Below are 22,167 nucleotides of genomic sequence, written 5' to 3'. Positions count from 1 at the left end.
ATAATCCTCCCTTTTCAAATTGCGAATTTGTATCCTCAACCCTTAACCGAGCCCAGCAGTACCCCTTTGGCGAAGTGCTTCTGCAAAAATGGATATACCAGAAGGATCGGCAGTGTAGATACTACGATGACCGCCATTTTTACCGCTTGCTCAGGCGGCGCCACATAATCCGCGTCCATCGCGGTGGAATCCCCGACACCGCCCGAAGCCAAAATAACGATCTGCCTTAACAGGACTTGAATCGGCCATTTGGTATTGTCATTGATGTACAGAATCGCGTTAAAGTACGTATTCCAGTGGCCTACCGCGTAAAACAGCGAAAAGGTGGCGATGGCCGGCATGGATAACGGAAGCACGATGCGAAAAAAGATTCCGAGGTCATTGCAGCCGTCCATTTTGGCCGACTCTTCCAGCCCCTCCGGCAGTTGTTGAAAGAAGTTGCGCATAATGATCAAATTGAAGGCGCTGATGGCTCCAGGGATGAGCAGTGACCAGTAAGTGTTGATCATCCCGAGCTGTTTGACCACGAGAAAGGTTGGGATCATTCCGCCGCCGAACAGCATGGTGAATACGACCAACATCAGGATCGGCTTGCGGAAATCCATATCCTTTCGGGCCAGGGGATAGGCCATTAAGGAGGTGAACAAGATGTTGATCAGCGTGCCCGCCACCGTTATGTAAATGGTAACAAGCAAGCTCCTGACAAGGGTTTGTGTGGAGAAAATGTATCGATACGCGTCCAGAGAGAACTCCGTCGGAAATAAAATGAATCCGCGCATCAGCAGCTCCTTCTGCGTAGTGAATGAACCGGCAATGACATAAATAAAAGGGACGACGGTCAGTAAAGCAAAGGCAATCAGCAGCGCGACGTTAACGTTGTCGAATATGCGGCTTCCCCAGCTTGGCTTAAGCGGCATGGTGTCTCATTCCTCCTTATCTATATAGATTGAACTAAAGTTTTGCATGGAACTTCCTGTAATAACGGCCCCAATACGGCCTATAACATTCATTTCTTTAGTTCATTCAATCTAATAAATTCCTTCTTCCCCGAACTTTTTGGCCAGGTAGTTGGCGACCACGACGAGAACCAAACCAATAACCGATTTAAACAGGCCTACGGCTGTACTGAAGCTGTATTGTCCTTGACTGATCCCGACGGAGTAGACGTAAGTATCGAATACCTCGCCGACTTCGCGATTCATCGCGTTCAGCATCAGAAAGATCTGCTCGAAGCCGGTATCGAGAAAATTACCGAGGCGAAGGATCAGCAGGATGACAATGGTGCTGCGAATCGCCGGCAGGGTAATGTGCCACAGCTGGCGGAGCCGGTTTGCGCCGTCCATGCGTGCCGCTTCGTACAGCTGCGGATCGACGCCGGCCAGCGCCGCAAGGAAAATGATCGTGCCCCAGCCTGTCTCTTTCCATATGACCTCTCCGGTCACAATCGTCCTGAACCAGTCATTGCTCACCAGGAAATTGATCTTCTCTCCTCCGAAGTGCACGAGCAAATCGTTCACAATGCCGCCCTCGGTCGTCAAAAAGATATAGGCTATACCGACAACGACCACCCATGACATGAAATGAGGAATGTAAACGAGAGTTTGGACGACACGCTTCATGAAGTGATGCTTCAGCTCATTCAGCATCAGCGCCACCAGGATCGGCAGCGGGAAAAAAAACAAAATGTTCAGCAGCGCGAGCACAAGCGTATTACGGAAAAGCAGAAAAAAATTGGAATCGCTAAAAAGGCGTTCGAAATGCTTGAATCCCACAAACGGACTATCCCAAAATCCAAGGAACGGCTGATAGTCCTTAAATGCGATAAAGATTCCATACATGGGCCAATACTTGAAAATGAGAAAATACAATAAGCCGGGGAGAACCATGAAATAAAGCCACCGATTCCGCAGCAGTCTGCTCCTCAGCCTGGACGACCTTGGAGCGGGCGTTACGGACCATCGAGTGTTCAAACTTCTTTGCATCCTGTTACCTTCCTTTCGCATCAACTGACAGCCTGGTTAGGACCGTGAACTGTAGTTGAATCATAAAGGGAGGCAGAGATTTCCGTCGATAGTCCCTGGTTGCTCTAATCTGCTGTTTTATGCCGTGATCGAGGGAATCTGCAAGGAATAGTCATTCGTTGCGCTCATTGTCTCGGGTTGCGATTTTGCTCCGAAAACGAAAAAGTCCCGTACAGTCGAATGACTGCACAGGACAGTTGTGTTTCTCCGCTAGGATGTTTACAGGGCACGGGTTTGTGTTTTCCCCGACTCCTCCCGCCGTATTCGCAGCTGCGTGCGCCGGCCGAGCAATAGGCCGACCAGAGATGCCATCATTTGCTGGAAGACCATGCCGAGAACGACAGGAACGGCGACGGGCGCGGGGAAATAGGCGACGGCCAGGACGGCGCCTGCGCTGATGTTGCGCATCCCGCCGTTGAAGACGAGGGCGACCTGCTCCGGCTCGCTCCAGCCCATCAGGGCGGAGATCGCGAAGCTCAGCAGGTACCCGGCCGCGGCCAAAAAGACAATGACCGCGGCCATGCCGACCAGCCGGGGGCTGATGTCGGACAGGTAGGGAGCGACAACGGAGCCGTTGATCATGATGACCAGTGCCATGGCCAGTTTGGAGAACGGGTTGAGGCGCGGTCCCCAGACCGGAACGACGGCGCCTTTGCTCCATTCGTTCAAGGCCATGCCGAGCAGGGAAGGGACCACGATCATGCCGAACAGGCTGCTGATCATCGGCAGGATGTCCATATGAACGCTCGTTCCGATCAGCAGCGACAGAATGCCCGGAACGGCAAAAGGGGCAATCAGCGTGTCGACCAGGATGATGGATAAGGTCAGCGCGATGTGGCCCCGGTACAGGCTTACCCAAACGAAGCTGCTGACTCCCGTCGGGATGGCAGCGGCAAGCACAAACCCGGTTATCGTATAAGCATCGAGCGGGAATAGAATCTTGCCCGTGCCGAGGGCGACCAGCGGCATGATGACATGCAAAATCAGCAGGCAGGCCACGAGCGGCAGCGGCCTTTTCATGACGCTGAGAAAATCCTTAAAGCTCAAGCTGATGCTCCCGGCAAACGTCATGAAAGCAAACAGCCAAGGAGACATGAACGTATACGGAGAAAGCAGTCCTCCGCATAATACGCCGATGACGATACTAACCGGCGTAATCAAAGGCATGATTCGGTTGAGTCGGGCATTCAGCGATTGCAGCATAAGCAGTCCGTCCTTATATTTTCGTATTTATACATTATACATGGCATGGCAGCATTGAAAAAGGCTGATTCTGCCAGATGGGCTCATGCGGGCTGTTGGATTTCGGCGTCGACTTGCTGCTGAAGGGCATGCCAAGGGCAGCGTTCTCTATGAAAATATGGAGCCTTCAGCCATCCAAGAAATTGGAATCGGCCTTGGAGTCTATGATAGAATAAAAGTTAAACTCATTGTACGGAGTAAAGGAGCGGCCTATTTTATGAGACCAATACAGTTCGTGGCCAAGACGGCCGGCGTGTCCGTAGCGACCGTGTCCAGAGTGCTGAACAACAGCCCCCTTGTCAAGGAATCGACGCGCAAAAAAGTGATGGAAACGATCAAAGCGTTGGATTATGAGCCCAATTCCCTCGGCAGGGAACTAAGAAGAGCGGAAACGCGCCGCGTTATGGTGCTGACTCCGAGCCTTGTCTTTCCAATCATGGCGGATGTGTATAAGGGCATACAAGATATAGCTCAGCAGAACGGATATCAGGTGCTGGTTTGCGCCTCCGAGGATAACCATGACAAGGAAGAGGAACTGCTGCAAATGCTCAAGAAGAAAATCGTCGACGGCGTCATCGTCGTGGCTTCCACCTTAAGCGCCGAAGAGTTGGACCAGCTGGCCAAAGATTACAGCATCGTGCAGTGCTCGGAGTACGAGCAGGTGCAGAACGCTTACAGCGTTTCGGTCGACAATGAGCAGGCAGCCTATGATGCGGTAGCGCATCTCTTGTCCCTGGGTCATCGAAGAATTGCCATGGTTAAAGGGGGAAGCGCCAAGAGCTCTTCCGCCGCCCGGGAGCAGGGGTACCGGCGAGCGCTGGAAACGGCAGGGATCACGGTGCGCCAGGAGTGGATCAGGGAGAGTGACTACGAATACCAAAACGGGTTTGATCTTGCCGTCGAATGGCTCCAAACCGCAGAGCATCCGACCGCCATTTTCTGCTCCAGCGACGCCACAGCCATCGGCTGCGTCAACGGGGCCATATCGATGGGCAAATCGGTGCCGGGTGATGTCGCTGTCGTCGGATTTGACGATACAGTGGAAGCGCTGATGAGCCGTCCGCCGATTACGACGGTAAGACAGCCTAAATATGATCTCGGCCGTGCCGCCATGGAAGCGCTGCTTCAAAGCCTGCGCGGAGAAGCGGACGAGAACAAGACGATCCTGCTGCCCCATGAAATCGTCATTCGGGAGTCGACGGCTATGCAATCCAGCTAACAGGTGAAAAATGGGGGTTGCGCTCCTCTTAGAAATCGCTTACAATATCGCTTAAAGAAACGGTTACCAAGCAAGCCGTTTTTTTAAACCGCTGAAATGTAATGCGTTACATTTCTAGTCCGGATTCGCGCGAATCAAGGGTACCGCTTAGCAAAACCAACCTGCAAGACCAATATTTCTTTTTCATGCCTTAAAATGTAACGCATTACATTTTTCCGGAGGAAAGATCATTTTCCGGATTCAAACGGGGGAAGAGAAGCAAGCATGTTCATCAGGATAGGAAACCGAGAAACCGCATTGTAAAACACAAAAAGTGGTGATGAGACATGGCTCAAGCGGCGGGAAAGCTTTCCTTAAGCGAAAAAATCAGTTATGGCTTTGGAGACTTGGCATCCAATTTCGTTTGGGGGATGACGACAAGCTATCTGCTCTATTTTTACACGAATGTATACGGCCTGGCCGCCACGGCCATCGGCACCTTGTTTCTGATTACAAGAATTCTCGACGCGGTGATCGACCCGGTGATCGGGGTCATGATCGACAAGACCAACAGCCGGTTCGGCAAAGCGCGGCCGTTCATTCTCTTTTTGACGATCCCGTTTGCCATCTTCAGCGTCCTTACGTTCATTACGCCGGATTGGTCGGAAGGCGGGAAACTGATTTACGCCTATTTGACCTACCTGATTCTTGGGATTCTGTATTCCGGCGTCAACCTTCCTTACGGCGCACTGATGCCGATGATGACCAAAGATCCGGAGGAGAAAAACCAGCTCAGCAGCTTCCGGATCATGGGGATGGCCATTGGGGCCATCGCGGTATCGGCGCTCACCAACCCGCTGGTGAAATGGATCGGCGGCGGGAACGACCGCTTGGGGTTCCCGGTTACGATGGGCATTTTCACGGTCGTCGCCGTCGTGATGTTTTATGTGGTGTTTCTCAAGTGCAAGGAACGGTTCTCGGAGAGCGCCGAGAAAACCAAAGAGTTTAACACGGTCACCTCGGCTAAGCATATGATTGGCAATCAGCCTTGGGTGATGATCGCTTTGAACTCCCTCTTCATGTTTCTGCGGATCGGCGTCGTATTCGGTGTGCTGGTGTATTTCGTGCAGTACGTTCTGGGCCAGCCTGAAATGATCCCGCTGTACTTAACGCTCGCGAATGTCGCCAACTTTGCCGGAGGCGCGCTCGCCCCGTTCGTACTCAGAAGACTCGGAAAGCGGAACGGGAGCATCGTGGCTTTGACCGGCGCCGTGCTGCTGTACGGATTGCTGTTTTTGCTGGAAAGCAGTCCGCCTTTCCTGTATCTCGTCATTTTCTTTATCGCCAACATCGGCATCGGCATTAACAGTCCGGCCAACTTCTCCATGCTCGCCGATACGGTGGATTACCACGAATGGAAATTCGGTCACCGGTCCGAAGGGATGCTGTATTCGGCCTACAGCTTCGCCACCAAGTTCGGCATTGCCGTCGGCGGTTCCATTGTCGCTTATGCGCTTGGTTTCGCCGGATATCATCCCGATGCGGTTACGTCGCAGGCGACCGATATGATCCGCATCCTGTTCTACCTGGGACCGATCCTTCTGACCATTCTACAAATTGGTTGTCTGGTGCTGTATAAGCTGGACAAGGAGCATAAGCAGATTGTTCAGGATTTGGACCTGCGCGCATCGTCGGTTAAAGCCTAAATTTTAATGAGGAGTGATTTCACATGATTCAAATTCCAGTCGGTCTGCAGCTGTTTTCGGTACGGGAAGCGCTGGCCAAAGATTTCGCCGGGACGCTGCAAAGCATAGCGGATATCGGATATAAAAACATCGAGTTCGCGTTTCATAACATCCGGGAAGACGGCACGTTCGAGGTCGACTACACGGCGGCGGAGCTGAAGGCCATGATGGACAAGCTGGGCCTGCAGGTCGTCACAAGCCACGTGGCTTTTCATCCAAACCTGGACCTGGATGCGGTCATCCGTTATAACGCCGAGATCGGAAGCAAAGGCATCGTGATGCCGTGCGCCTTTTTCCGTGGCCGTGAGGATGCGATAGAGTTGGCCAAGTGGCTCGATGCGTCCGGGCGCAAGTCCAAGGAAGCCGGCATCCAGTTCTACTTCCATAACCATTTTCACGAGTTTCAGGAGTTTGACGGCCAGACGATTATGGACATTCTGCTGGAGCATACCGATCCGGAGCTGGTTCAGGTGGAATTCGATACGTTCTGGGCGCTGCGCGGCGGCGTGGATCCGCTCGCCTTCATGGACAAGTACGGCAGCCGGATCGGGCTTCTTCACCAGAAGGACCTGGCCCCGTCGGCCAATCCGGTGAATCTGCTGGAGAAGGTATCTGGGCATCTAACCGATGAAGTCGTGTTCTCGGCCGCTAACCAGGAGGATTTCACCGAGATCGGCGCAGGCGTCATGGACATTCCGTCGATTCTGAAAAAGGCGGAGGAGCTCGGAACGGTTCAATACATCATCGTAGAACAGGATCAGACTGTGAAAGGCGAGCTGGCCAGCGTCAAGGAAAGCTTCGACAACATCCAGCGACTGTTGGCGCAGTAAGGCAGTGCTTCAGAAATACAACCAACCGGGAGGGAACCACATGAGTACATTGAAAATAGGCATTATCGGTTGCGGCGGCATCGCCAAGGGCAAGCATTTGCCCGCGCTGGCCAAGCAGCGGCACAAAGCGGAAATGACGGCATTCTGCGACATCGAGCTGGACCGTGCGGAGCTTGCGGCTAAGGAGTATGGAACAGAAGATGCCAAGGTATATACGGATTATAAGGAGCTGCTCAAGGACCCTTCGATCGACGTAGTGCATGTGCTCACCCCGAACAGCACGCATGCCGTGATTACGGTTGCAGCGCTCGAAGCAGGCAAGCATGTCATGTGCGAAAAACCGATGGCGATGAACGCCGTCGAGGCGCAGCAAATGCTGGATGCGGCGAAGCGCACGGGCAAAAAGCTGACGATCGGCTACCAGAACCGGTTCCGTTCGGATTCGAGAGCGCTGTATGCGGCATGTGAACAAGGGGATCTAGGCGAAGTCTATTTTGCGAAGGCCCATGCCATCCGCAGACGCGGCGTCCCGACATGGGGCGTATTTATGGATGTCGAAAAGCAGGGCGGCGGCCCGCTGATCGACATCGGCACGCATGCCTTGGATCTGGCCTTGTGGACGATGGACAATTACAAGCCGAAGCTCGTCGTCGGGTCTGCGTTCCATAAGCTGAAGGATAAGATGGACGGCAACATGTTCGGCCCATGGAATCCGGAAGAGTTCAAGGTGGAGGATTCGGCCTTCGGCTTCATTAAGATGGAAAATGGAGCGACGATTACGCTGGAAGCCTCGTGGGCGCTGAACATGATCAATGCGAAAGAAGCTCAGGTTACCCTGTGCGGTACCGAAGGCGGGGCCGAAATGTTCGGCGACGCCTGGGATAACAAAGGCACGGTGACGTTTAACCATACGCGGTATGGGCAGCTGGTCGAAACGAGCACTTCCGTTGGCGGCGGCATCGCCTTCTACGAAGGGGAATCGCTGAACGCCGGCGAACTGGAGGCGAAGCAGTGGATCGAAGCCATACTGGAAGATCGGGAGCCGCTGGTTAAGCCGGAACAGGCGCTTGTGGTGACGCAAATCCTTGAGGCGATCTACAAATCGTCGGAAACCGGCAATGCGATCACGTTGTAAATAGCTTTATATATGAAAATAACTGCCTGTCCATATCATGTGGACGGGCAGTTATTCGTTTAGGGCAGGGACGTCAGATTAACATGCCACCCGAAACCTCGATCCGCTGCGCGTTTACCCAGCGGTTGTCTTCGGAGAGGAGGGAAGCAATCATCGGCCCGACGTCATCCGGAAGCCCGGCGCGTCCAAGCGCCGTCATGCCGGCGATCTGCTGATTCAGCTCGGCGTTGTCGCGCACCATGCCGCCGCTGAAGTCGGTCGCGATCGCCCCGGGTGCCACCGTATTGACGGCGATGCGGCGCTCGCCCAGCTCCTTGGCCAAATACCGGGTAAGTACCTCGACCGCACCTTTTATCGATGCATACGCCGCGCTTCCCGGGATGCTCATGCGCGTCAGCCCCGAGGATATATTGACGATCCGCCCGCCATCGTTGATGAGAGGGAGGAGTTTTTGCGTCAGGAAAAAGACACCCTTGAAGTGGACGTTGTACAACTGATCCAGCTCTTCTTCAGTCGTCTGCTCGATGGAGTTATGATGCGAGATTCCGGCATTGTTAACCAGGTAATCGAAACGTTCGGCCCCAAGCTGTTCCAAGACTTGGCGGAGGCTCTGGGCGAAGTCGTCAAAGGAAGAGGCGTCTCCTGTGTTCAGCTGCAGGGCGACGGCCTCGCGCCCTAACTCCCGAACGAGCTGGACGACTTGCTGCGCTTCGGCTTCATTGGTGTTATAGGTAAAGATCGAATCGACGCCGCGCTCGGCAAGATGGAGAATCGTATTGCGGCCCAAGCCACGGCTTCCGCCGGTCACTAGGGCAATTTTTCTATCAGTGGATTGTAATGTCATTCGGATGACCTTCTTTCAATGAATGTACCAGCCAACAGGTTTACTAACTAACTGGTTAGTTCATAATATATAACTAACTAACCGGTTTGTCAATGGCTTGAAAATCGTGATATAGTAAATCCTATGCAAAAACACGGGAGGAACCTCTATGCGTAACGCCGAAGCTACGAAAGAAAAAATATTGGAGGCGGCCATGGCCGAGTTTTCCGCCTACGGCATTGCCGGAGCCCGGGTGGACCGGATCGCCAAGATGGCGAAGTGCAACAAGAATATGATCTATATTTATTTTGAAAATAAAGAGCAGCTTTTCTTGACCGTGCTGGAAATGCATCTGACGAGAGTGTACGAGGAGTTCGACTTTACGCCGGAAGATCTTCCGGGGTATGCCGCGCAGGTTTTTGATTTTATGATGGCCAATCCCGATCTAATGCGGCTGATGACATGGTTCTCGCTGGAGCAGAAGACAGGACACCTGGATCAGAGGAAAGAAGCTCATAACCGAAAAATTGCAGAGCTGGCGAAAGCACAGGCGGCCGGGCACATCGGAACAGATTTTTCCCCGGCTTTTCTTCTGACCAGCATCATGGTTCTGGCAACGGCCTGGATGCCGACCAACCCGTTTGGTCCATCGATCGATCCGGCCAGCGCAGGTAAAACCGATGAGCTGCGGGAGGCCATTAAGAGTGCGGTCGGACGGTTGGCGGGCGGAACCGCAACTCAGGAAAATCGCTGATCACGGGTCAAAGGGAAAAACCCCATTTTATAGGTCCGAAAGGGTGATGGATTGGATGAATATCCATGGAGATTACGTGCAAGGCTATAAAGACAGGAAAATATCTTATACCGTATTGTCCAAAACAGAAAGTAAAGCCAAAGGCTTGGCCATCATTTTTCCAGGGCAGGGCTACACCGCCCAGGCACCGCTGCTGTATTACTCCACGGGTATTTATCTGAACCAAAACTATGACGTGCTTCAGGTGAACTATCAGTATAACGATCCGTTCTACCGGGAGTTCGGCTTTGAAGAGATCGCTGAAGCGATCCGCACCGATGTCGGGGCCGTGATCGACCATGCACTGCAGAACGCATCCTACGACGACTACGCTCTGATCGGCAAGTCGATTGGAACGATTGCGCTTGGGTTTGAGGTGCAGCGTGAGTTGTTCCGAAATGCCAAGGTCATCTGGTTCACGCCCCTGCTGGGAAGAGACTTCGTCTGGAACGCGATGATGCGCAGCAAGCAAAGAGGCCTGTGCTTCATTGGCGACAATGACAGCTGCTATATCGAGGAAAGATTCCAGCAGCTGCGGGAGAATCCGAAACTGACGCTGCGCTTGATCCCCGGCGTGAATCACGGTCTGGAATACGAGACCGATCTCTTTCCGTCGCTGGATGTGTTAAAACAAGTGATGAAGGAAGTCGAAGCATTTTAGATCGGTATTTCGTTCAAACCCGCTCTTAGAGCGGTTTTTTTATAATATCAGAAAGTATAAGCTCCAGAGCCATTGCTTCCTGATATTGCAAGAAAAATTACCTTTAAAAGCGGTCTGTCTTCTTTGAAGGTACGTCGATAGACGTTTTTCTTATAATATCAGAAAGTATAAGCTCCAGAGCCATTGCTTCCTGATATTGCAAGAAAAATTACCTTTAAAAGCGGTCTGTCTTCTTTGAAGGTACGTCGATATACGTTTTTCTTATTTGTGTCGCAATAAATGCTTGCACCTGACGCGGCGTAACCTTTTATAATGTGCCTACCGGTAAAAACAGGCGCCTAAAAAACTTAACCAGTAAGGAGGTTATTGGCATGACGAATGGAAAGAACGAAATTATTTCCACACGGGAATTCGACGCACCGCGGCACCTCGTGTATCAGGCCTGGACGACTCCGGATTTATTGGCTCGCTGGTGGGGGCCGCACGGGTTCACGAATACTTTTCATCAAATCGACATCACGCCGGGCGGAGCCTGGAAATTCACCATGCACGGACCGGATGGCCGGGATTATCCGAACGAGAGCGTTTTTGTAGAGATCGTTCCTATGGAACGGGTTGTGCTGGATCATCTCTCCGAGCCCCAATTCCGCGTTACGGCTACGTTTGAAGAAGAGCAGGGACGAACCAAAGTTACTTTTCGCCAGACGTTCAAAAAGGATAAGCAGTTCGAGCCTATCAAACAAATCTGCATCAACGGCAATGAGGAGAATTTCGACCGGTTTGGTCAACTGCTGGAAGAAATGAAGTCGAATACCGCGGGGTAGGCCCTGTCTGGAGGAGCAGGATGTGACCGCTAGAGCATTGGGACACGATTCAGCCGCAATGAAAAAAGGCCCAGGGGCATGATCCCTTGGGCCTATGTACTTTGAAATCAAATGGCAAATACATGACGTCCGATATTAACGGTACGGGCACGCGTCCAAATCCACTTATTCGTTGCCGTTTTCGGATTATAGTAGTAGAGGGAGTTATGGGTCGGGTCCCATCCGCGCACGGCATCGATGGCGGCAAGGTAGGCGGTCCGGTTCGGCTTCATGCCATACTGGCCGTCGCTGACGGCGGTGAATGCGTTTTTCTGAAAAACGACGCCTTGAATCGTGTCCGGGAACTCGTCCGACTGGATCCGGTTCATGACGACGGCACCGACGGCTACCTGTCCTTTATAGGACTCGCCGCGGGCTTCGCTGTAGATGATTTTAGCCATAATCTCCATATCGTTTTTACTTAAGGTGTACATTCGGAGCTTCCTCCATGTGGCAGGACCGACCGTACCATCTGCCACCGCGCCGTACTCCTTCTGGAACTGTTTGACGCTGGCCTCCGTGCCGGGGCCGTAATTTCCGTCAAGCGTGCCGGCATAAAGACCGAGCACCTGCAGCCGGTACTGTAAATCAGAAACTTTGGGATCCTCGCTCCCTAATTTAAGGACGGGAGCCGCTTCGGCATGATCAGCCTTCCATGCGAAGCTTTGAATGACTAAGAGGACGACGAGGATCGAGGTAACTGCCCATTTTTTGGTTGTCATCGAAATCATCTCCTTCACGAGGCATTATAACGGGAGGAGGACGGACTAGGCAAAGCCATAAACTGGAAAATAAGTGGTAAAACCTTGCGGCTCTAAGCGAAAATTTGGAAAGCCGGCACTTTAAAATGATGGATATAGATCGTTTTTTACAACAAATAGGATCGTTTCATTCAACAAACCGGACCTCGACCGGGATTAAAATAAAGAGGCATCAACATGCACCGCTCAGGGGCTTTTTTTCGTTATGCGTATTGAACTAATGAATTCGGGGCCGCGGGATGCTATAATTGGAACAAAATATGAAAGCGTTTTATTTTAGCAGTAGATCAGGAGCCCTACATAAGGAGTGCAGGAACGGATGGGAAAACGGAATTGGTTTTACCGCCAGCTTTTATCATATATGCCGGCTTTTTTAATCGTCATTTCGTTTATTTTTTTCGTCTTCTTTCAAATGCTTGGCGATCAGAGCCGCAAGGAAGCCGTTAAAGCCAATGAAACGCTGATGCTGCAGGCGATGAGCTCCATTGACTCTTCCCTTAAAACGATCGAGCAGATGCTGATGACGGAGCTGCTTAATAATCCGGATCTGTCCACCTTTTATAAAAGCGGAACCGAAAACGACTACTACCTCAACATGCGGATCGTTAAGTTTATGAATAATTTTAGAAATTCCTATCCCTTGGTGGATTCTATTTATCTCGTGCGATCCAGAGACGGTTTTGTCCTGAGCAATGCGACCAGCTCGAGCCTGGAAGATTATCCGGATTCCCCTTTTATCAAGCCGTATATTGAGCAGGCCAAAAAGGATGAGGGCTGGAGCGGCATCCGGAATTTTGAAGAGTTCAGCATCAAAGGGCCGAAGCGGGTCGTGAGCCTTGCGCTGAAGGCGCCTTTCCTGAAGACCGGGCAGGGATTCCTGGTCGTGAACGTACCGGCGGATGGGCTGAACCGATTAATCGAAAGCATGTACAGCCGGAATGTCAGCTACATCCACATTATCGATAAGGCCGGTGGAGACGTCCTGCCGATCGGTAAATCGGAGCAGGAGCGGAGCATCGTGTCGAGCGCCATTTCGCCGGTGACCGGCTGGGATTACCAGAGCGGACTGATTAACGGAAAATGGGTGGACGTGGCAAGCCAGCTCTATAACGTCTGGTTCATCCTCGGTATCGTCATGATCGCCGCGGGCGGCTTATGGATCGTCTATGCCGCACGGAAAAATTACAAGCCGATCGAAAGGATCGTCACCCAGGTGCAGAAATTATCCCAGACGAAGGCGGCGACCCTGATGCAGGGCAGCGGGCAGGACGAGTTTACATTTCTGCAGTCCGCTATTAACCAGATGCTGGAGCAGTCCAACACCTACCAGCGCCAGTTCCGCGAGGATCTGCACGTCAAGAAGGCGTATTTGTTCCAGCAGCTGGTCGAGGGACAGCATCTTCCAAAATCCGAGGAGTGGGAGGTGCTGCGGGACACGATGCAGCTCAACGATCTCGATATGCCGCAGGTCGTGTGCGTCGTGGAGATCGACAAGTTTGGTTCGTTCTGCAGCCAATTTACCCAAGAAGACCAGTATTTGATGAAGTTCGCCTTGAAGAGCGTGATCCAGGAAACCGCCCAGGAGCACGGGGGGATCGTGTGGACGGAATGGATATCAGGCGACGGGCTCGGGGTGCTTGTGCAAATCGAGGAGTCGGACGAACCCCGCGGCCGGGTCACGGGTATGCTGGATCATGCGAGAAAATGGGTGCAGGAGCATTTGAAGCTTACCGTAACGATCGGTGCGGGAGCAGCGGCCGGTTGCCCGGCCGAGATCCCGGAATCTTACGCCCAGGCCCAACAGGCTCTGAAATATAAAATGGTTCTCGGCAGCAACCGGATCATATTCTATGATTCGCTAGCCAAAGAGGACCAGGTCGCCATGTTCGATTATTTTCAGCTGGTCCACGCGATCGCCCAATCGTTCCGGCTGGGCAAGCCGGACTGGAAGGATAAATACGACCAATTGATTCAGGGTATCGGGCAGCATCTGCTGAGCCGCGACCATATCGTCAGTCTGGCGGATTATTTGATCTATTCCATCGGGCGGGAAATGGGCAAGATGACGAAGGAGTATCAGGAGCTGTGGGATGAGGCCGGACACCGTCCCCTGCAGCTGGCGCTGCATGCATCCGATACCTTCGAGCAGGTGGAGGAGAGCTTCATGCGGACGCTGGAACGGTGTTATGAACAGCTTCTGCAAATCCAGGTTACCCGGAATCATTCGGATACGATCCGCAAGGTCCGCGAAACGATGGAACGGGAATTTACCAATCCGGATTTGTCGCTCGACTTCCTCAGCGACCGGTTTGACCTCCCGTCCAAAACGCTCAGCAAATTGTTCAAGGAGGAAACCGGGCAGAAGTTCGTGGATTATTTAATCGAGCTTAGGGTCGGCCGCGCCCGGACACTCCTGGAGAATACGGATCATGCCGTTCTGGAAATCGCCGAAGAGGTCGGATATTTGAATGTCATTTCGTTCGGTCGGATGTTTAAAAAAATCGTTGGCCTGTCTCCAGGGGAATACCGTGATCACTTTACCCGGGATGAGCGGGACTCTGCCGCTCTCTGACAGGCCATGTGCACCGGTTCCTCAAGGTTCCGAATCCCGCCGGGAAAGATCCCTGCGGGATTTTTGCGGTCTGGACCAGGCTGAACAGAAAAAAGTTGTATGGAGAAAAAGGTTTACCCCGCCAGCCTTATCCTATCGGATCGCCGATTCAGCAGGGCCGCGGAAATAAGTTGACCGGGCGAAAGTTGTATATTGAACGCTGCCGTGCCGTGCCGATAACATGAAGGCAACTCAAGCGCAAAGGAGAGTCGGCAGGTATGGAAGCAACTAGCAGCAAGGCGGCTTCGCCGCATCCCCCCGGATTGGCCGCCCGCCGGAAGAGGGCGGGGTCACAGGCCGGCCGGAAAATCAGGAAGCACTGGCAGTTTTATTTGCTCGTCTTTCTCCCTCTGCTTTATATTATCATTTTCAAGTACGTGCCCATGTTCGGCGTCATCATCGCATTTAAGGAGTATAACGTCGTACAGGGTATCCTCGGCAGCCCCTGGGCCGGGCTGAAGTACTTCAAGCAGCTGTTCGATACCCCGTTTTTCTGGCAGTACTTTAAGAACACGCTTGAAATCTCGCTGTACGGCATGGCCATCGGATTTCCCGCGCCGATCATACTGGCGCTGGCGCTGAATGAAATTCGCAACGGCTTATTCAAAAAATCGGTCCAAATGATTACTTATGCCCCTTACTTCATATCGACGGTCGTGATCGTCTCGATCCTGATCGTCAATTTATCTCCGAACGTCGGGCTCTTGAGCAATATCTTCAGATCGCTCGGGATAGAACCGATCGATTTTATGGGCAAGGCGGGATACTTTAAATCGATTTACGTTCTCTCGGATGTGTGGCAGTTCACCGGTTACGGGGCCATTATTTATATCGCCGCGCTGTCCGGGGTCAATCCCGATTTATACGAAGCTGCCAAGGTGGACGGAGCTTCCCGGTTTCAGAAAATTGTCCATATCGACCTTCCCAGCCTCGTTCCGGTCATCGTCATCATGCTGATTCTGAACCTGGGACAGATTATGGGACTGGGCTTCGAGAAGATCTATTTGATGCAAAATCCGCTGAATTTGAACACCTCGGAGGTCATTTCGACTTACGTTTACAAGATCGGCTTGCTGGGTGCCAATTTCAGCTTCTCGGCCGCGATCGGGCTGTTCAACTCGGTCATTAACTTTGTGCTGCTGATCCTTGTCAATTTCGTCGCCAAAAAAATCTCGTCCAACAGTTTATGGTAGGAGGTGCGAAAAGCGTGCATTCAACGAAAATACGCGAAGCGGTAGCGGACCGGATGTTTCTGGGCATCGTCTACCTGTTTCTATCGCTGGTGCTGATCGTCATTTTATTTCCTTTGCTGCATGTGCTGAGCGCATCCTTCAGCTCGCCGGCGGCGGTTACGTCTGGAAAAGTGTGGCTCTGGCCCGTGGATTTCAGCCTGGTTGGCTACAAGGCGGTCTTCCAAAATTCCGATATTTTGATCGGATTCGGCAATTCGCTCTTTTATTCGGTCGTGGGTACGCTCATTAACGTTTCGTTCACCGTGATGCTGGCCTATCCGCTGGCCCGCAAAACGTTTTACGGCCGCGGACTGATTATGATCCTGATCGTGTTTACGATGTTTTTCGACGGCGGACTGATTCCGAACTATTTGCTCGTCAAATCTTTGGGAATGGTCAATACGAGATGGGCCATGATCATTCCCGGCGCGCTGGCCGTATTTCAGGTCATCATTGCCAGAACGTTCTTCCAGTCGCTTCCCGACGAGCTGGCCGAAGCCGCTGAGATGGACGGGTGCAGCGACATGAGATTTTTTATGCAGGTCGTGCTGCCGTTATCGAAGCCCATCCTCGCGGTATTGTTCCTGATGTATGCCATCGGGCACTGGAATGCTTACTTTAATGCACTCATTTACCTAAAAGACAACAGCATGTTCCCCCTGCAAATCTTCCTGCGGAACATTCTCATCCTAAGCTCGGAAAATTCCGACATGATGACCAATGTGAACAGCCTGCTCGTGCAGCAGGGACTGAAGGATCTGCTGAAATATTCGCTCATTGTCGTCTCCAGCGCGCCGGTGCTGATCATTTATCCGTTTGTCCAGAAGCACTTTGTTAAAGGGGTCATGATCGGATCGCTGAAGGGATGAAGGCCGTGGACGGAATTATGTAAGGGGGGTGTGGGCCGGATTATCGCTGCAGGATACTTTTGAAGTTGTCATTTACAAGGGGGCAATGATATGAGCCATTTAAGCAAAGGAGGAGTTTCTTTGAAAAAACGGGCATTTATTGGCTTGAGCGTGTTACTGGTATTATCCCTTCTATTGTCGGCATGCGGCGGTTCCAAGCAGGAGCAGAATGACGCAGGGGCTGCTGCCTCGGATCCTAGTAAACCGGTGGAGCTGTCGGTATTCGCACCGCAGCAGGCGGGGATCGAAAACATGGACGTCAACAAATTCTCCAAGTACATTGAGGACAAGCTCGGCATCAAGTTTAATTGGAGTACGGTGCCGGACGCGGGCTTCAGCGACAAGAAGCTGCTGCTACTGGCGAGCGGCGATTACCCGGCCGTCATTATGAATGCGGGCATATCCAAGGCGGACCAGATCAAATATGGCCAGCAGGGAGCCTTTATCCCGCTGAACGATCTGATCGATCAGTACGCCCCCAATATTAAAAAGGCGATGGAGGACGTATCTTACCTCAAGCAGGGCATGGTCGCTCCGGACGGAAAAATTTACGCACTGCCGAAGCTGAACGAATGTCTGCACTGCACCTATGGGCAGCGGATGTGGATCAATACCGCCTGGCTGGAGAAGCTGGGCCTGTCGATGCCGACGACGACCGATGAGTTTTACAACGTGCTGAAGGCCTTTAAAGAGAAAGACCCGAACGGCAACGGCAAAGCCGACGAAATCCCGTTCACGACCTCTTCCGACGGCGTATGGGGAGGCGGCGTGGATTCGTTCCTGATGAACGCCTTTATCTATGACAACACCTCGGATTACTTAAGCGTCAAGGATGGCCAGGTCATTTATTCGCCGGCGCAGCCCGAATGGAAAGAAGGACTGAAGTATTTACGTAAGCTGTTTGCCGAAGGCTTGATGGATAAAGCGGTTTTTACACAGAACAACGATGCGGTGAAGCAGCTGGCCAACAAGCAGGACGCTGCCGTGGGCACCGTCGGATACGCGCTGCTCAGCAGCGCCTTCAGCGTGGATGGCTCGAATCCCAGACATAAGGATTACGACGTCGTTCCTCCGCTGAAAGGACCAGACGGAGTCCAGCTGACAGGCTACAGCATCGGCGCGGGCGGCGGAGAGTTCGTGATTACGAACAAGGCGACGAAGGAGGAGCAGGTGGCTGCCATCAAACTGGCGGATTATCTCTGGTCCGAGGAAGGAACGGTTATGACCTCCTGGGGCTTTGACGGCGAAGGCTGGAAAAAAGCGGACAGCGGCAAGCTGGACTACAACGGCAAACCGGCGAAGTACGAAGTCGTTCCGAAAGCTCCATCCGCGAACGGAGAAACGACGCTGGATAATTACTGGTGGCAGCTCGGCACGATGCAAATGCTCAATTCCATCCGCGAATCTTTTGCCGCCCCGAGCGATCCGCTGGGGAACGGAGCCTACGAATACCGCTTGTGGCTGGCCGCCAAAAAATACGAGCCTTTCGCCAAGCCGGAAGTTGTGTATCCTGCAGATACGTTCATTGATCCCGCGGACGCCATGACGGTTGCGCAAATGCAGAAGTCGCTGACCGATTATGTGAAGTCGAGCCTGGCGCAGTTCGTGACGGGCAACAAAGACATCGACAAAGATTGGGACAGCTACGTCGCCGGCTTCAAGGGACTGCAGCTGGATCAATACCTGGCGATCTACCAAAAAGCGTTAAAGAAATAATGGACGGGAGCCGGATATCTGAGATCCATAGCAGGTATCCGGCTTTTGCAGGGAGAACAAAGTATTCATACTTGTAATCAAAACCAAGATGGAGGGCATTTCATGATGGTAACGACCGAAAGGATCCGATACGCCTCACAGGTTAAGCCGACCGAACGGCAGCTGGCCGTGCAGGAGATGGAGTTCTACGCTTTCATTCATTTTACGGTCAACACGTTTACGGACCGGGAGTGGGGGGACGGGAAGGAGGACCCGGCTATCTTTAATCCTGCGGAGCTGGATGCCGGCCAATGGGTGGCAGCAATCAAGTCAGCCGGGATGAAGGGGCTGATTCTGACCTGCAAGCATCACGACGGCTTCTGCCTCTGGCCGAGCCGGTATACGGAGCACTCGGTCAAGAACAGCCCGTGGAAGGACGGGCAGGGCGATGTGGTCCGGGAAGTGTCGGAGGCCTGCCGGAGAGAAGGCATACGCTTTGGCATTTACCTGTCTCCCTGGGACCGGCATGAACCTACATACGGCGATTCGCCGGCGTATAACGAATATTTCATCAATCAGCTGAGGGAACTGCTGACCGGTTACGGCGACGTGTTCTGCGTCTGGTTCGACGGTGCCTGCGGCGAGGGGCCGAACGGCAAGCGCCAGGTGTACGACTGGGACGCTTATTACGCGCTGATTCGCGAGCTGCAGCCGGAGGCGGCGATCTCGGTCTGCGGCCCGGATATCCGCTGGTGCGGCAACGAAGCCGGCCACTGCCGGGAGTCGGAGTGGAGCGTCGTGCCTGCGTCGCTGCGGGATAACGAGAAGATCCAGGCGAAATCGCAGCAGGAGGACGATCCCGGGTTTGCCCGGAGCTACCGTTCGGAGGATGAGGACTTGGGCAGCCGGGCGGTCATTGAACAGGAGCAGGAGCTGGTCTGGTACCCGGCGGAGGTCAACACGTCGATCCGTCCGGGCTGGTTCTACCACGCCTCCGAAGATGATAAGGTCAAATCGCTGGATGAGCTGATGAACGTATATTATGGATCCGTCGGCGGGAACGCGACTTTCCTTCTTAACCTTCCGCCGGACCGGCGCGGTCTCATTCACGAGCGGGACGTCCAGCGCCTGCAGGAGCTGGGGGACCGGATCCGCAGCACGTTCAGCGCCGACTTGGCGGCAGGGGCCGCGGCGGAGGCATCCGCCCAAGCAGAAGGCCACCAGGCGGATCATGTCCTTGACGGACAGCAGGGGACGTACTGGGCACCGCCTGAAGGGACGGAGCAGGCGTCGCTGACGCTGGATCTGCAGAGGGAGACCGCCTTTGATCACGTCGTGCTGCAGGAATACCGGTACAGCCAGCGGATTGAGCGCTTTGAGCTCGAATATTTCGACGGAGATACATGGAAAACAGCTTACACGGGTACGGTCATCGGTCACAAACGGATCTGCCGTTTCCCCGCCGTTAAGAGCCGTTATATGCGTCTTCAAATCCAGGAATCCCGGTGGTGTCCGCAGGTTTCCTCCCTCCAGATCTATCTGCAGCCATAGAACAGCATCGTCATAGCGTTCAATCATATACAACGAACTGATTAAACTCCCCGATGAGGAGAGGCCCGGATAGGGTCTGCCCGCGGGGAGTTTTTTTGCGGTTTTCCGACATTTGGTCCTCAGTATAATGTTAATGAACTTCGAACAAAAAATTACAAATCATGGAAGGTGGGATATTCGTATTGGACAGATCTTCACTTTACACAGATCACGTAACGTACCCTTCCGGATGGAAAATGGGCACGCATGTGCATCCCCATTTCGAAATCTGTGTGGTCACTTTCGGACGAGGTGTATTCTATGCTGAAGACCAGATTTTTTCGATTCAGGAGGGGGACGTTATTCTGATCACCCCCGGCGTGCCCCATGATTACAGCTCCGTTACACCGATCCGCTTCGCCGTCCTGCAGGTTGACCATTTGTCGCATGAGCTCGAACGGTTATTTTTTCAAATGACGAATGAAGAATCACTGCACCTGTTTCCCCTGGCCCAGTATGCGCTGGAACGTTTTGAGAAGTTGTTCAGCGTGTGGCTCCACATTACGTCCGTTCGTCCGAATCAGCTATTTAACCGGTTTTTAAAAACGTGGGTCGAATTATTTCTGTTGTTTTTAATGGAGCGCATCGACCAGCGGGATTCCAGAATTACCTTGGACGGCGTTGCCGAGTACATCCGCACCAACCTGGACAAAGAAATGAGGGTGACCGATTTGGCCCGGATGATCCGCATGTCGGAGAGCGGGCTGCGCTCCTGTTTCAAAAAAACTTTCGGTCTCTCGCCCAAGCAATATTTACAGCAATACCGGATGTCCGAGGCCAAAATGCTGCTTACCTTCTCCGACAAGACGGTCCAGCAAATCGCGAGCCAGGTCGGATTCCCCAATATTCATGCTTTTTCCGCTTGGTTTCAAAAGCAGACGGGGATGTCTCCCACCGCTTGGAGGAAAGAGCAGCCAAGGAGTGGCGGGTGAGAGACTGCGTTCTGTCTTCCGGGAAATTTCATCGAAAAGCGTTTTTTGTAAAACTTGTGAAGTTATTTATAAATACAGCAAAGGCGGCTCTTTATAAAATAGGCTTGCACGTTTAAGAAAACGCTGTCAAAGGAGGGAGGATTCGCTAAATCCGCAAAAATCAGCTAGGAGGTGTCTGCTTGTCCCGTTCAAGTGCAGAGGTTCGGCCGTCTGTTCAGGTCCGTTCGTCCAAGAGAACCATGAGCAAAATCACAAAGGTGAATCTTCGGAACGGCCTGCTGTTCGTTTCACCCTGGCTGGCAGGGTTTGCCGCCTTTTCGCTGCTGCCGTTTCTGTTATCCCTGTACTACAGCTTTACAACCTACGATGTGGTCAGTTCGCCCGTATGGGTAGGGGGGGATAATTTTGTGCAGTTATTCAAAGACCCGTTATTCTGGAAATCGATTACCAACACGATGTACTATACATTATTTTCGGTTCCGCTCGGCATCGTCTTCGGCGTAGCTCTGGCGCTGCTGCTGAACATGAAGGTCAAAGGAATGGCTTTGTACCGGACGATTTTTTACCTGCCGAGCATTGTTCCGGTTGTCGCATCTTCCGTGCTGTGGCTGTGGCTGTTCGATCCGCAGTTCGGACTGATCAACGGCCTGCTGGATGCCATCGGCATTGCGGGTCCCGGGTGGCTGGTCGACCCGGCCTGGTCCAAACCGGCCCTGATCGTGATGGGGCTGTGGGGCGTCGGCGGCGCGATGATCATCTACCTCGCAGGGCTCCAGGATATTCCGCAGGAAATGTACGAGTCAGCGCAGATTGACGGAGCGGTCTGGTGGCAAAAAATCGTCTATATTACGCTGCCGATGCTGAGTCCGGTCATTTTCTTCAATTTAATCATGGGCCTGATCGGTTCCTTCCAGTATTTTACGCAGGCATACATTATTACGTCCGGCGGCCCCAACGATTCTACGCTGTTCTATTCGCTGTATCTGTACAAGAACGCCTTTTCTTACTTCCATATGGGGTATGCTTCGGCTATGGCATGGATTTTGTTCCTGCTCATTATGGCCGTTACGCTGCTGGTATTTAAGAGCTCGGCGCGCTGGGTTTTCTACGGCGGGGAAAGGTAAAAC

Annotated in this window: 19 protein-coding genes; 14 read left to right on the top strand and 5 right to left on the bottom strand. The window is 52.8% G+C overall.

Annotated features, from left to right (window positions below; translation table 11 throughout):
• Nucleotides 1–35: 35 nt before the first annotated feature.
• The 3 genes from CJP46_RS28595 to CJP46_RS28585 form a co-directional block, all read right to left on the bottom strand.
• Entirely contained in the window at nucleotides 36–917 is an 882-nt protein-coding gene (locus CJP46_RS28595) for a carbohydrate ABC transporter permease (RefSeq protein ID WP_094599042.1), read from the bottom strand.
• 111 nt (nucleotides 918–1,028) lie between these two features.
• Nucleotides 1,029–1,982, bottom strand: a complete 954-nt coding sequence (locus CJP46_RS28590) for an ABC transporter permease (protein ID WP_373558051.1) — start codon at nucleotides 1,980–1,982, stop codon at nucleotides 1,029–1,031.
• Between the two features lie 258 nt (nucleotides 1,983–2,240).
• Nucleotides 2,241–3,224 (bottom strand): bile acid:sodium symporter family protein, encoded by a 984-nt coding sequence (locus CJP46_RS28585; protein ID WP_094599041.1) that lies wholly within the window; start codon nucleotides 3,222–3,224, stop codon nucleotides 2,241–2,243.
• A 256-nt stretch (nucleotides 3,225–3,480) separates the two neighbouring features.
• On the opposite strand from CJP46_RS28585, the gene CJP46_RS28580 reads away from it, so the two are divergent.
• The 4 genes from CJP46_RS28580 to CJP46_RS28565 all read left to right on the top strand — a co-directional run bounded on the left by CJP46_RS28580 (nucleotide 3,481) and on the right by CJP46_RS28565 (nucleotide 8,171).
• Nucleotides 3,481–4,482, top strand: a complete 1,002-nt coding sequence (locus CJP46_RS28580) for a LacI family DNA-binding transcriptional regulator (protein WP_094599040.1) — start codon at nucleotides 3,481–3,483, stop codon at nucleotides 4,480–4,482.
• A gap of 326 nt (nucleotides 4,483–4,808) precedes the next feature.
• Entirely contained in the window at nucleotides 4,809–6,167 is a 1,359-nt protein-coding gene (locus tag CJP46_RS28575; protein WP_094599039.1) for an MFS transporter, read from the top strand.
• A gap of 23 nt (nucleotides 6,168–6,190) precedes the next feature.
• On the top strand, nucleotides 6,191–7,036 hold the full coding sequence (locus tag CJP46_RS28570) for a sugar phosphate isomerase/epimerase family protein (protein WP_094599038.1): 846 nt from the start codon (nucleotides 6,191–6,193) through the stop codon (nucleotides 7,034–7,036).
• Nucleotides 7,037–7,076: 40 nt separating this feature from the next.
• A complete protein-coding gene (locus CJP46_RS28565) occupies nucleotides 7,077–8,171 on the top strand; it encodes a Gfo/Idh/MocA family protein (RefSeq protein WP_094599037.1) in 1,095 nt (364 codons plus the stop codon).
• A gap of 73 nt (nucleotides 8,172–8,244) precedes the next feature.
• Here CJP46_RS28565 and CJP46_RS28560 read toward each other — a convergent pair whose 3' ends face one another.
• Nucleotides 8,245–9,015, bottom strand: a complete 771-nt coding sequence (locus CJP46_RS28560; protein ID WP_094599036.1) for an SDR family NAD(P)-dependent oxidoreductase — start codon at nucleotides 9,013–9,015, stop codon at nucleotides 8,245–8,247.
• Nucleotides 9,016–9,163: 148 nt separating this feature from the next.
• Between CJP46_RS28560 and CJP46_RS28555 the strand changes: the two genes are divergently transcribed.
• The 3 genes from CJP46_RS28555 to CJP46_RS28545 all read left to right on the top strand — a co-directional run bounded on the left by CJP46_RS28555 (nucleotide 9,164) and on the right by CJP46_RS28545 (nucleotide 11,272).
• Entirely contained in the window at nucleotides 9,164–9,748 is a 585-nt protein-coding gene (locus CJP46_RS28555) for a TetR family transcriptional regulator (RefSeq protein ID WP_094599035.1), read from the top strand.
• A 55-nt stretch (nucleotides 9,749–9,803) separates the two neighbouring features.
• Nucleotides 9,804–10,448: an alpha/beta fold hydrolase gene (locus CJP46_RS28550; RefSeq protein WP_094599034.1), complete on the top strand. Its 645-nt coding sequence runs from the start codon at nucleotides 9,804–9,806 to the stop codon at nucleotides 10,446–10,448.
• 371 nt (nucleotides 10,449–10,819) lie between these two features.
• Nucleotides 10,820–11,272, top strand: coding sequence for an SRPBCC family protein (locus tag CJP46_RS28545; protein ID WP_094599033.1), 453 nt, complete (start codon nucleotides 10,820–10,822; stop codon nucleotides 11,270–11,272).
• A gap of 107 nt (nucleotides 11,273–11,379) precedes the next feature.
• Here CJP46_RS28545 and CJP46_RS28540 read toward each other — a convergent pair whose 3' ends face one another.
• A complete protein-coding gene (locus CJP46_RS28540; RefSeq protein ID WP_256992572.1) occupies nucleotides 11,380–12,033 on the bottom strand; it encodes a cell wall hydrolase in 654 nt (217 codons plus the stop codon).
• A gap of 358 nt (nucleotides 12,034–12,391) precedes the next feature.
• Between CJP46_RS28540 and CJP46_RS28535 the strand changes: the two genes are divergently transcribed.
• From CJP46_RS28535 to CJP46_RS28505, 7 genes are all read left to right on the top strand, one after another.
• Nucleotides 12,392–14,644, top strand: a complete 2,253-nt coding sequence (locus CJP46_RS28535) for a helix-turn-helix domain-containing protein (RefSeq protein ID WP_094599031.1) — start codon at nucleotides 12,392–12,394, stop codon at nucleotides 14,642–14,644.
• A 257-nt stretch (nucleotides 14,645–14,901) separates the two neighbouring features.
• On the top strand, nucleotides 14,902–15,876 hold the full coding sequence (locus CJP46_RS28530; protein WP_094599030.1) for an ABC transporter permease: 975 nt from the start codon (nucleotides 14,902–14,904) through the stop codon (nucleotides 15,874–15,876).
• Entirely contained in the window at nucleotides 15,870–16,784 is a 915-nt protein-coding gene (locus CJP46_RS28525) for a carbohydrate ABC transporter permease (RefSeq protein ID WP_373558050.1), read from the top strand. The genes CJP46_RS28530 and CJP46_RS28525 overlap by 7 nt, the downstream gene beginning before the upstream one ends.
• Before the next feature lie 90 nt (nucleotides 16,785–16,874).
• Nucleotides 16,875–18,539, top strand: coding sequence for an ABC transporter substrate-binding protein (locus CJP46_RS28520; protein WP_373558049.1), 1,665 nt, complete (start codon nucleotides 16,875–16,877; stop codon nucleotides 18,537–18,539).
• 102 nt (nucleotides 18,540–18,641) lie between these two features.
• Nucleotides 18,642–20,069 (top strand): alpha-L-fucosidase, encoded by a 1,428-nt coding sequence (locus CJP46_RS28515; protein WP_094599028.1) that lies wholly within the window; start codon nucleotides 18,642–18,644, stop codon nucleotides 20,067–20,069.
• 182 nt (nucleotides 20,070–20,251) lie between these two features.
• Nucleotides 20,252–21,040, top strand: coding sequence for a helix-turn-helix domain-containing protein (locus CJP46_RS28510; RefSeq protein ID WP_179281369.1), 789 nt, complete (start codon nucleotides 20,252–20,254; stop codon nucleotides 21,038–21,040).
• A gap of 179 nt (nucleotides 21,041–21,219) precedes the next feature.
• Nucleotides 21,220–22,164 (top strand): carbohydrate ABC transporter permease, encoded by a 945-nt coding sequence (locus tag CJP46_RS28505; RefSeq protein WP_256992571.1) that lies wholly within the window; start codon nucleotides 21,220–21,222, stop codon nucleotides 22,162–22,164.
• Nucleotides 22,165–22,167 lie beyond the last annotated feature (3 nt).

Source organism: Paenibacillus sp. XY044, assembly GCF_002257645.1.
In the GTDB taxonomy this organism is placed as follows: Bacteria; Bacillota; Bacilli; order Paenibacillales; family Paenibacillaceae; genus Paenibacillus_AQ.
Note: the sequence above shows the minus strand (reverse complement) of the source record. Positions and strands in the feature narration are given on the sequence as shown.

What these genes read in the sequence shown, in the direction of transcription:
- CJP46_RS28565 (WP_094599037.1), top strand. Translation starts at nt 7,077, where the DNA reads ATGAGTACATTGAAAATAGGCATTATCGGTTGCGGCGGCATCGCCAAG.
- CJP46_RS28535 (WP_094599031.1), top strand. Translation starts at nt 12,392, where the DNA reads ATGGGAAAACGGAATTGGTTTTACCGCCAGCTTTTATCATATATGCCG.
- CJP46_RS28545 (WP_094599033.1), top strand. Translation starts at nt 10,820, where the DNA reads ATGACGAATGGAAAGAACGAAATTATTTCCACACGGGAATTCGACGCA.
- CJP46_RS28585 (WP_094599041.1), bottom strand. Translation starts at nt 3,224, where the DNA reads ATGCTGCAATCGCTGAATGCCCGACTCAACCGAATCATGCCTTTGATT.
- CJP46_RS28555 (WP_094599035.1), top strand. Translation starts at nt 9,164, where the DNA reads ATGCGTAACGCCGAAGCTACGAAAGAAAAAATATTGGAGGCGGCCATG.
- CJP46_RS28515 (WP_094599028.1), top strand. Translation starts at nt 18,642, where the DNA reads ATGATGGTAACGACCGAAAGGATCCGATACGCCTCACAGGTTAAGCCG.
- CJP46_RS28525 (WP_373558050.1), top strand. Translation starts at nt 15,870, where the DNA reads ATGGTAGGAGGTGCGAAAAGCGTGCATTCAACGAAAATACGCGAAGCG.
- CJP46_RS28570 (WP_094599038.1), top strand. Translation starts at nt 6,191, where the DNA reads ATGATTCAAATTCCAGTCGGTCTGCAGCTGTTTTCGGTACGGGAAGCG.
- CJP46_RS28520 (WP_373558049.1), top strand. Translation starts at nt 16,875, where the DNA reads ATGAGCCATTTAAGCAAAGGAGGAGTTTCTTTGAAAAAACGGGCATTT.
- CJP46_RS28580 (WP_094599040.1), top strand. Translation starts at nt 3,481, where the DNA reads ATGAGACCAATACAGTTCGTGGCCAAGACGGCCGGCGTGTCCGTAGCG.
- CJP46_RS28550 (WP_094599034.1), top strand. Translation starts at nt 9,804, where the DNA reads ATGAATATCCATGGAGATTACGTGCAAGGCTATAAAGACAGGAAAATA.
- CJP46_RS28540 (WP_256992572.1), bottom strand. Translation starts at nt 12,033, where the DNA reads ATGACAACCAAAAAATGGGCAGTTACCTCGATCCTCGTCGTCCTCTTA.
- CJP46_RS28530 (WP_094599030.1), top strand. Translation starts at nt 14,902, where the DNA reads ATGGAAGCAACTAGCAGCAAGGCGGCTTCGCCGCATCCCCCCGGATTG.
- CJP46_RS28595 (WP_094599042.1), bottom strand. Translation starts at nt 917, where the DNA reads ATGCCGCTTAAGCCAAGCTGGGGAAGCCGCATATTCGACAACGTTAAC.
- CJP46_RS28575 (WP_094599039.1), top strand. Translation starts at nt 4,809, where the DNA reads ATGGCTCAAGCGGCGGGAAAGCTTTCCTTAAGCGAAAAAATCAGTTAT.
- CJP46_RS28560 (WP_094599036.1), bottom strand. Translation starts at nt 9,015, where the DNA reads ATGACATTACAATCCACTGATAGAAAAATTGCCCTAGTGACCGGCGGA.
- CJP46_RS28590 (WP_373558051.1), bottom strand. Translation starts at nt 1,982, where the DNA reads ATGCAAAGAAGTTTGAACACTCGATGGTCCGTAACGCCCGCTCCAAGG.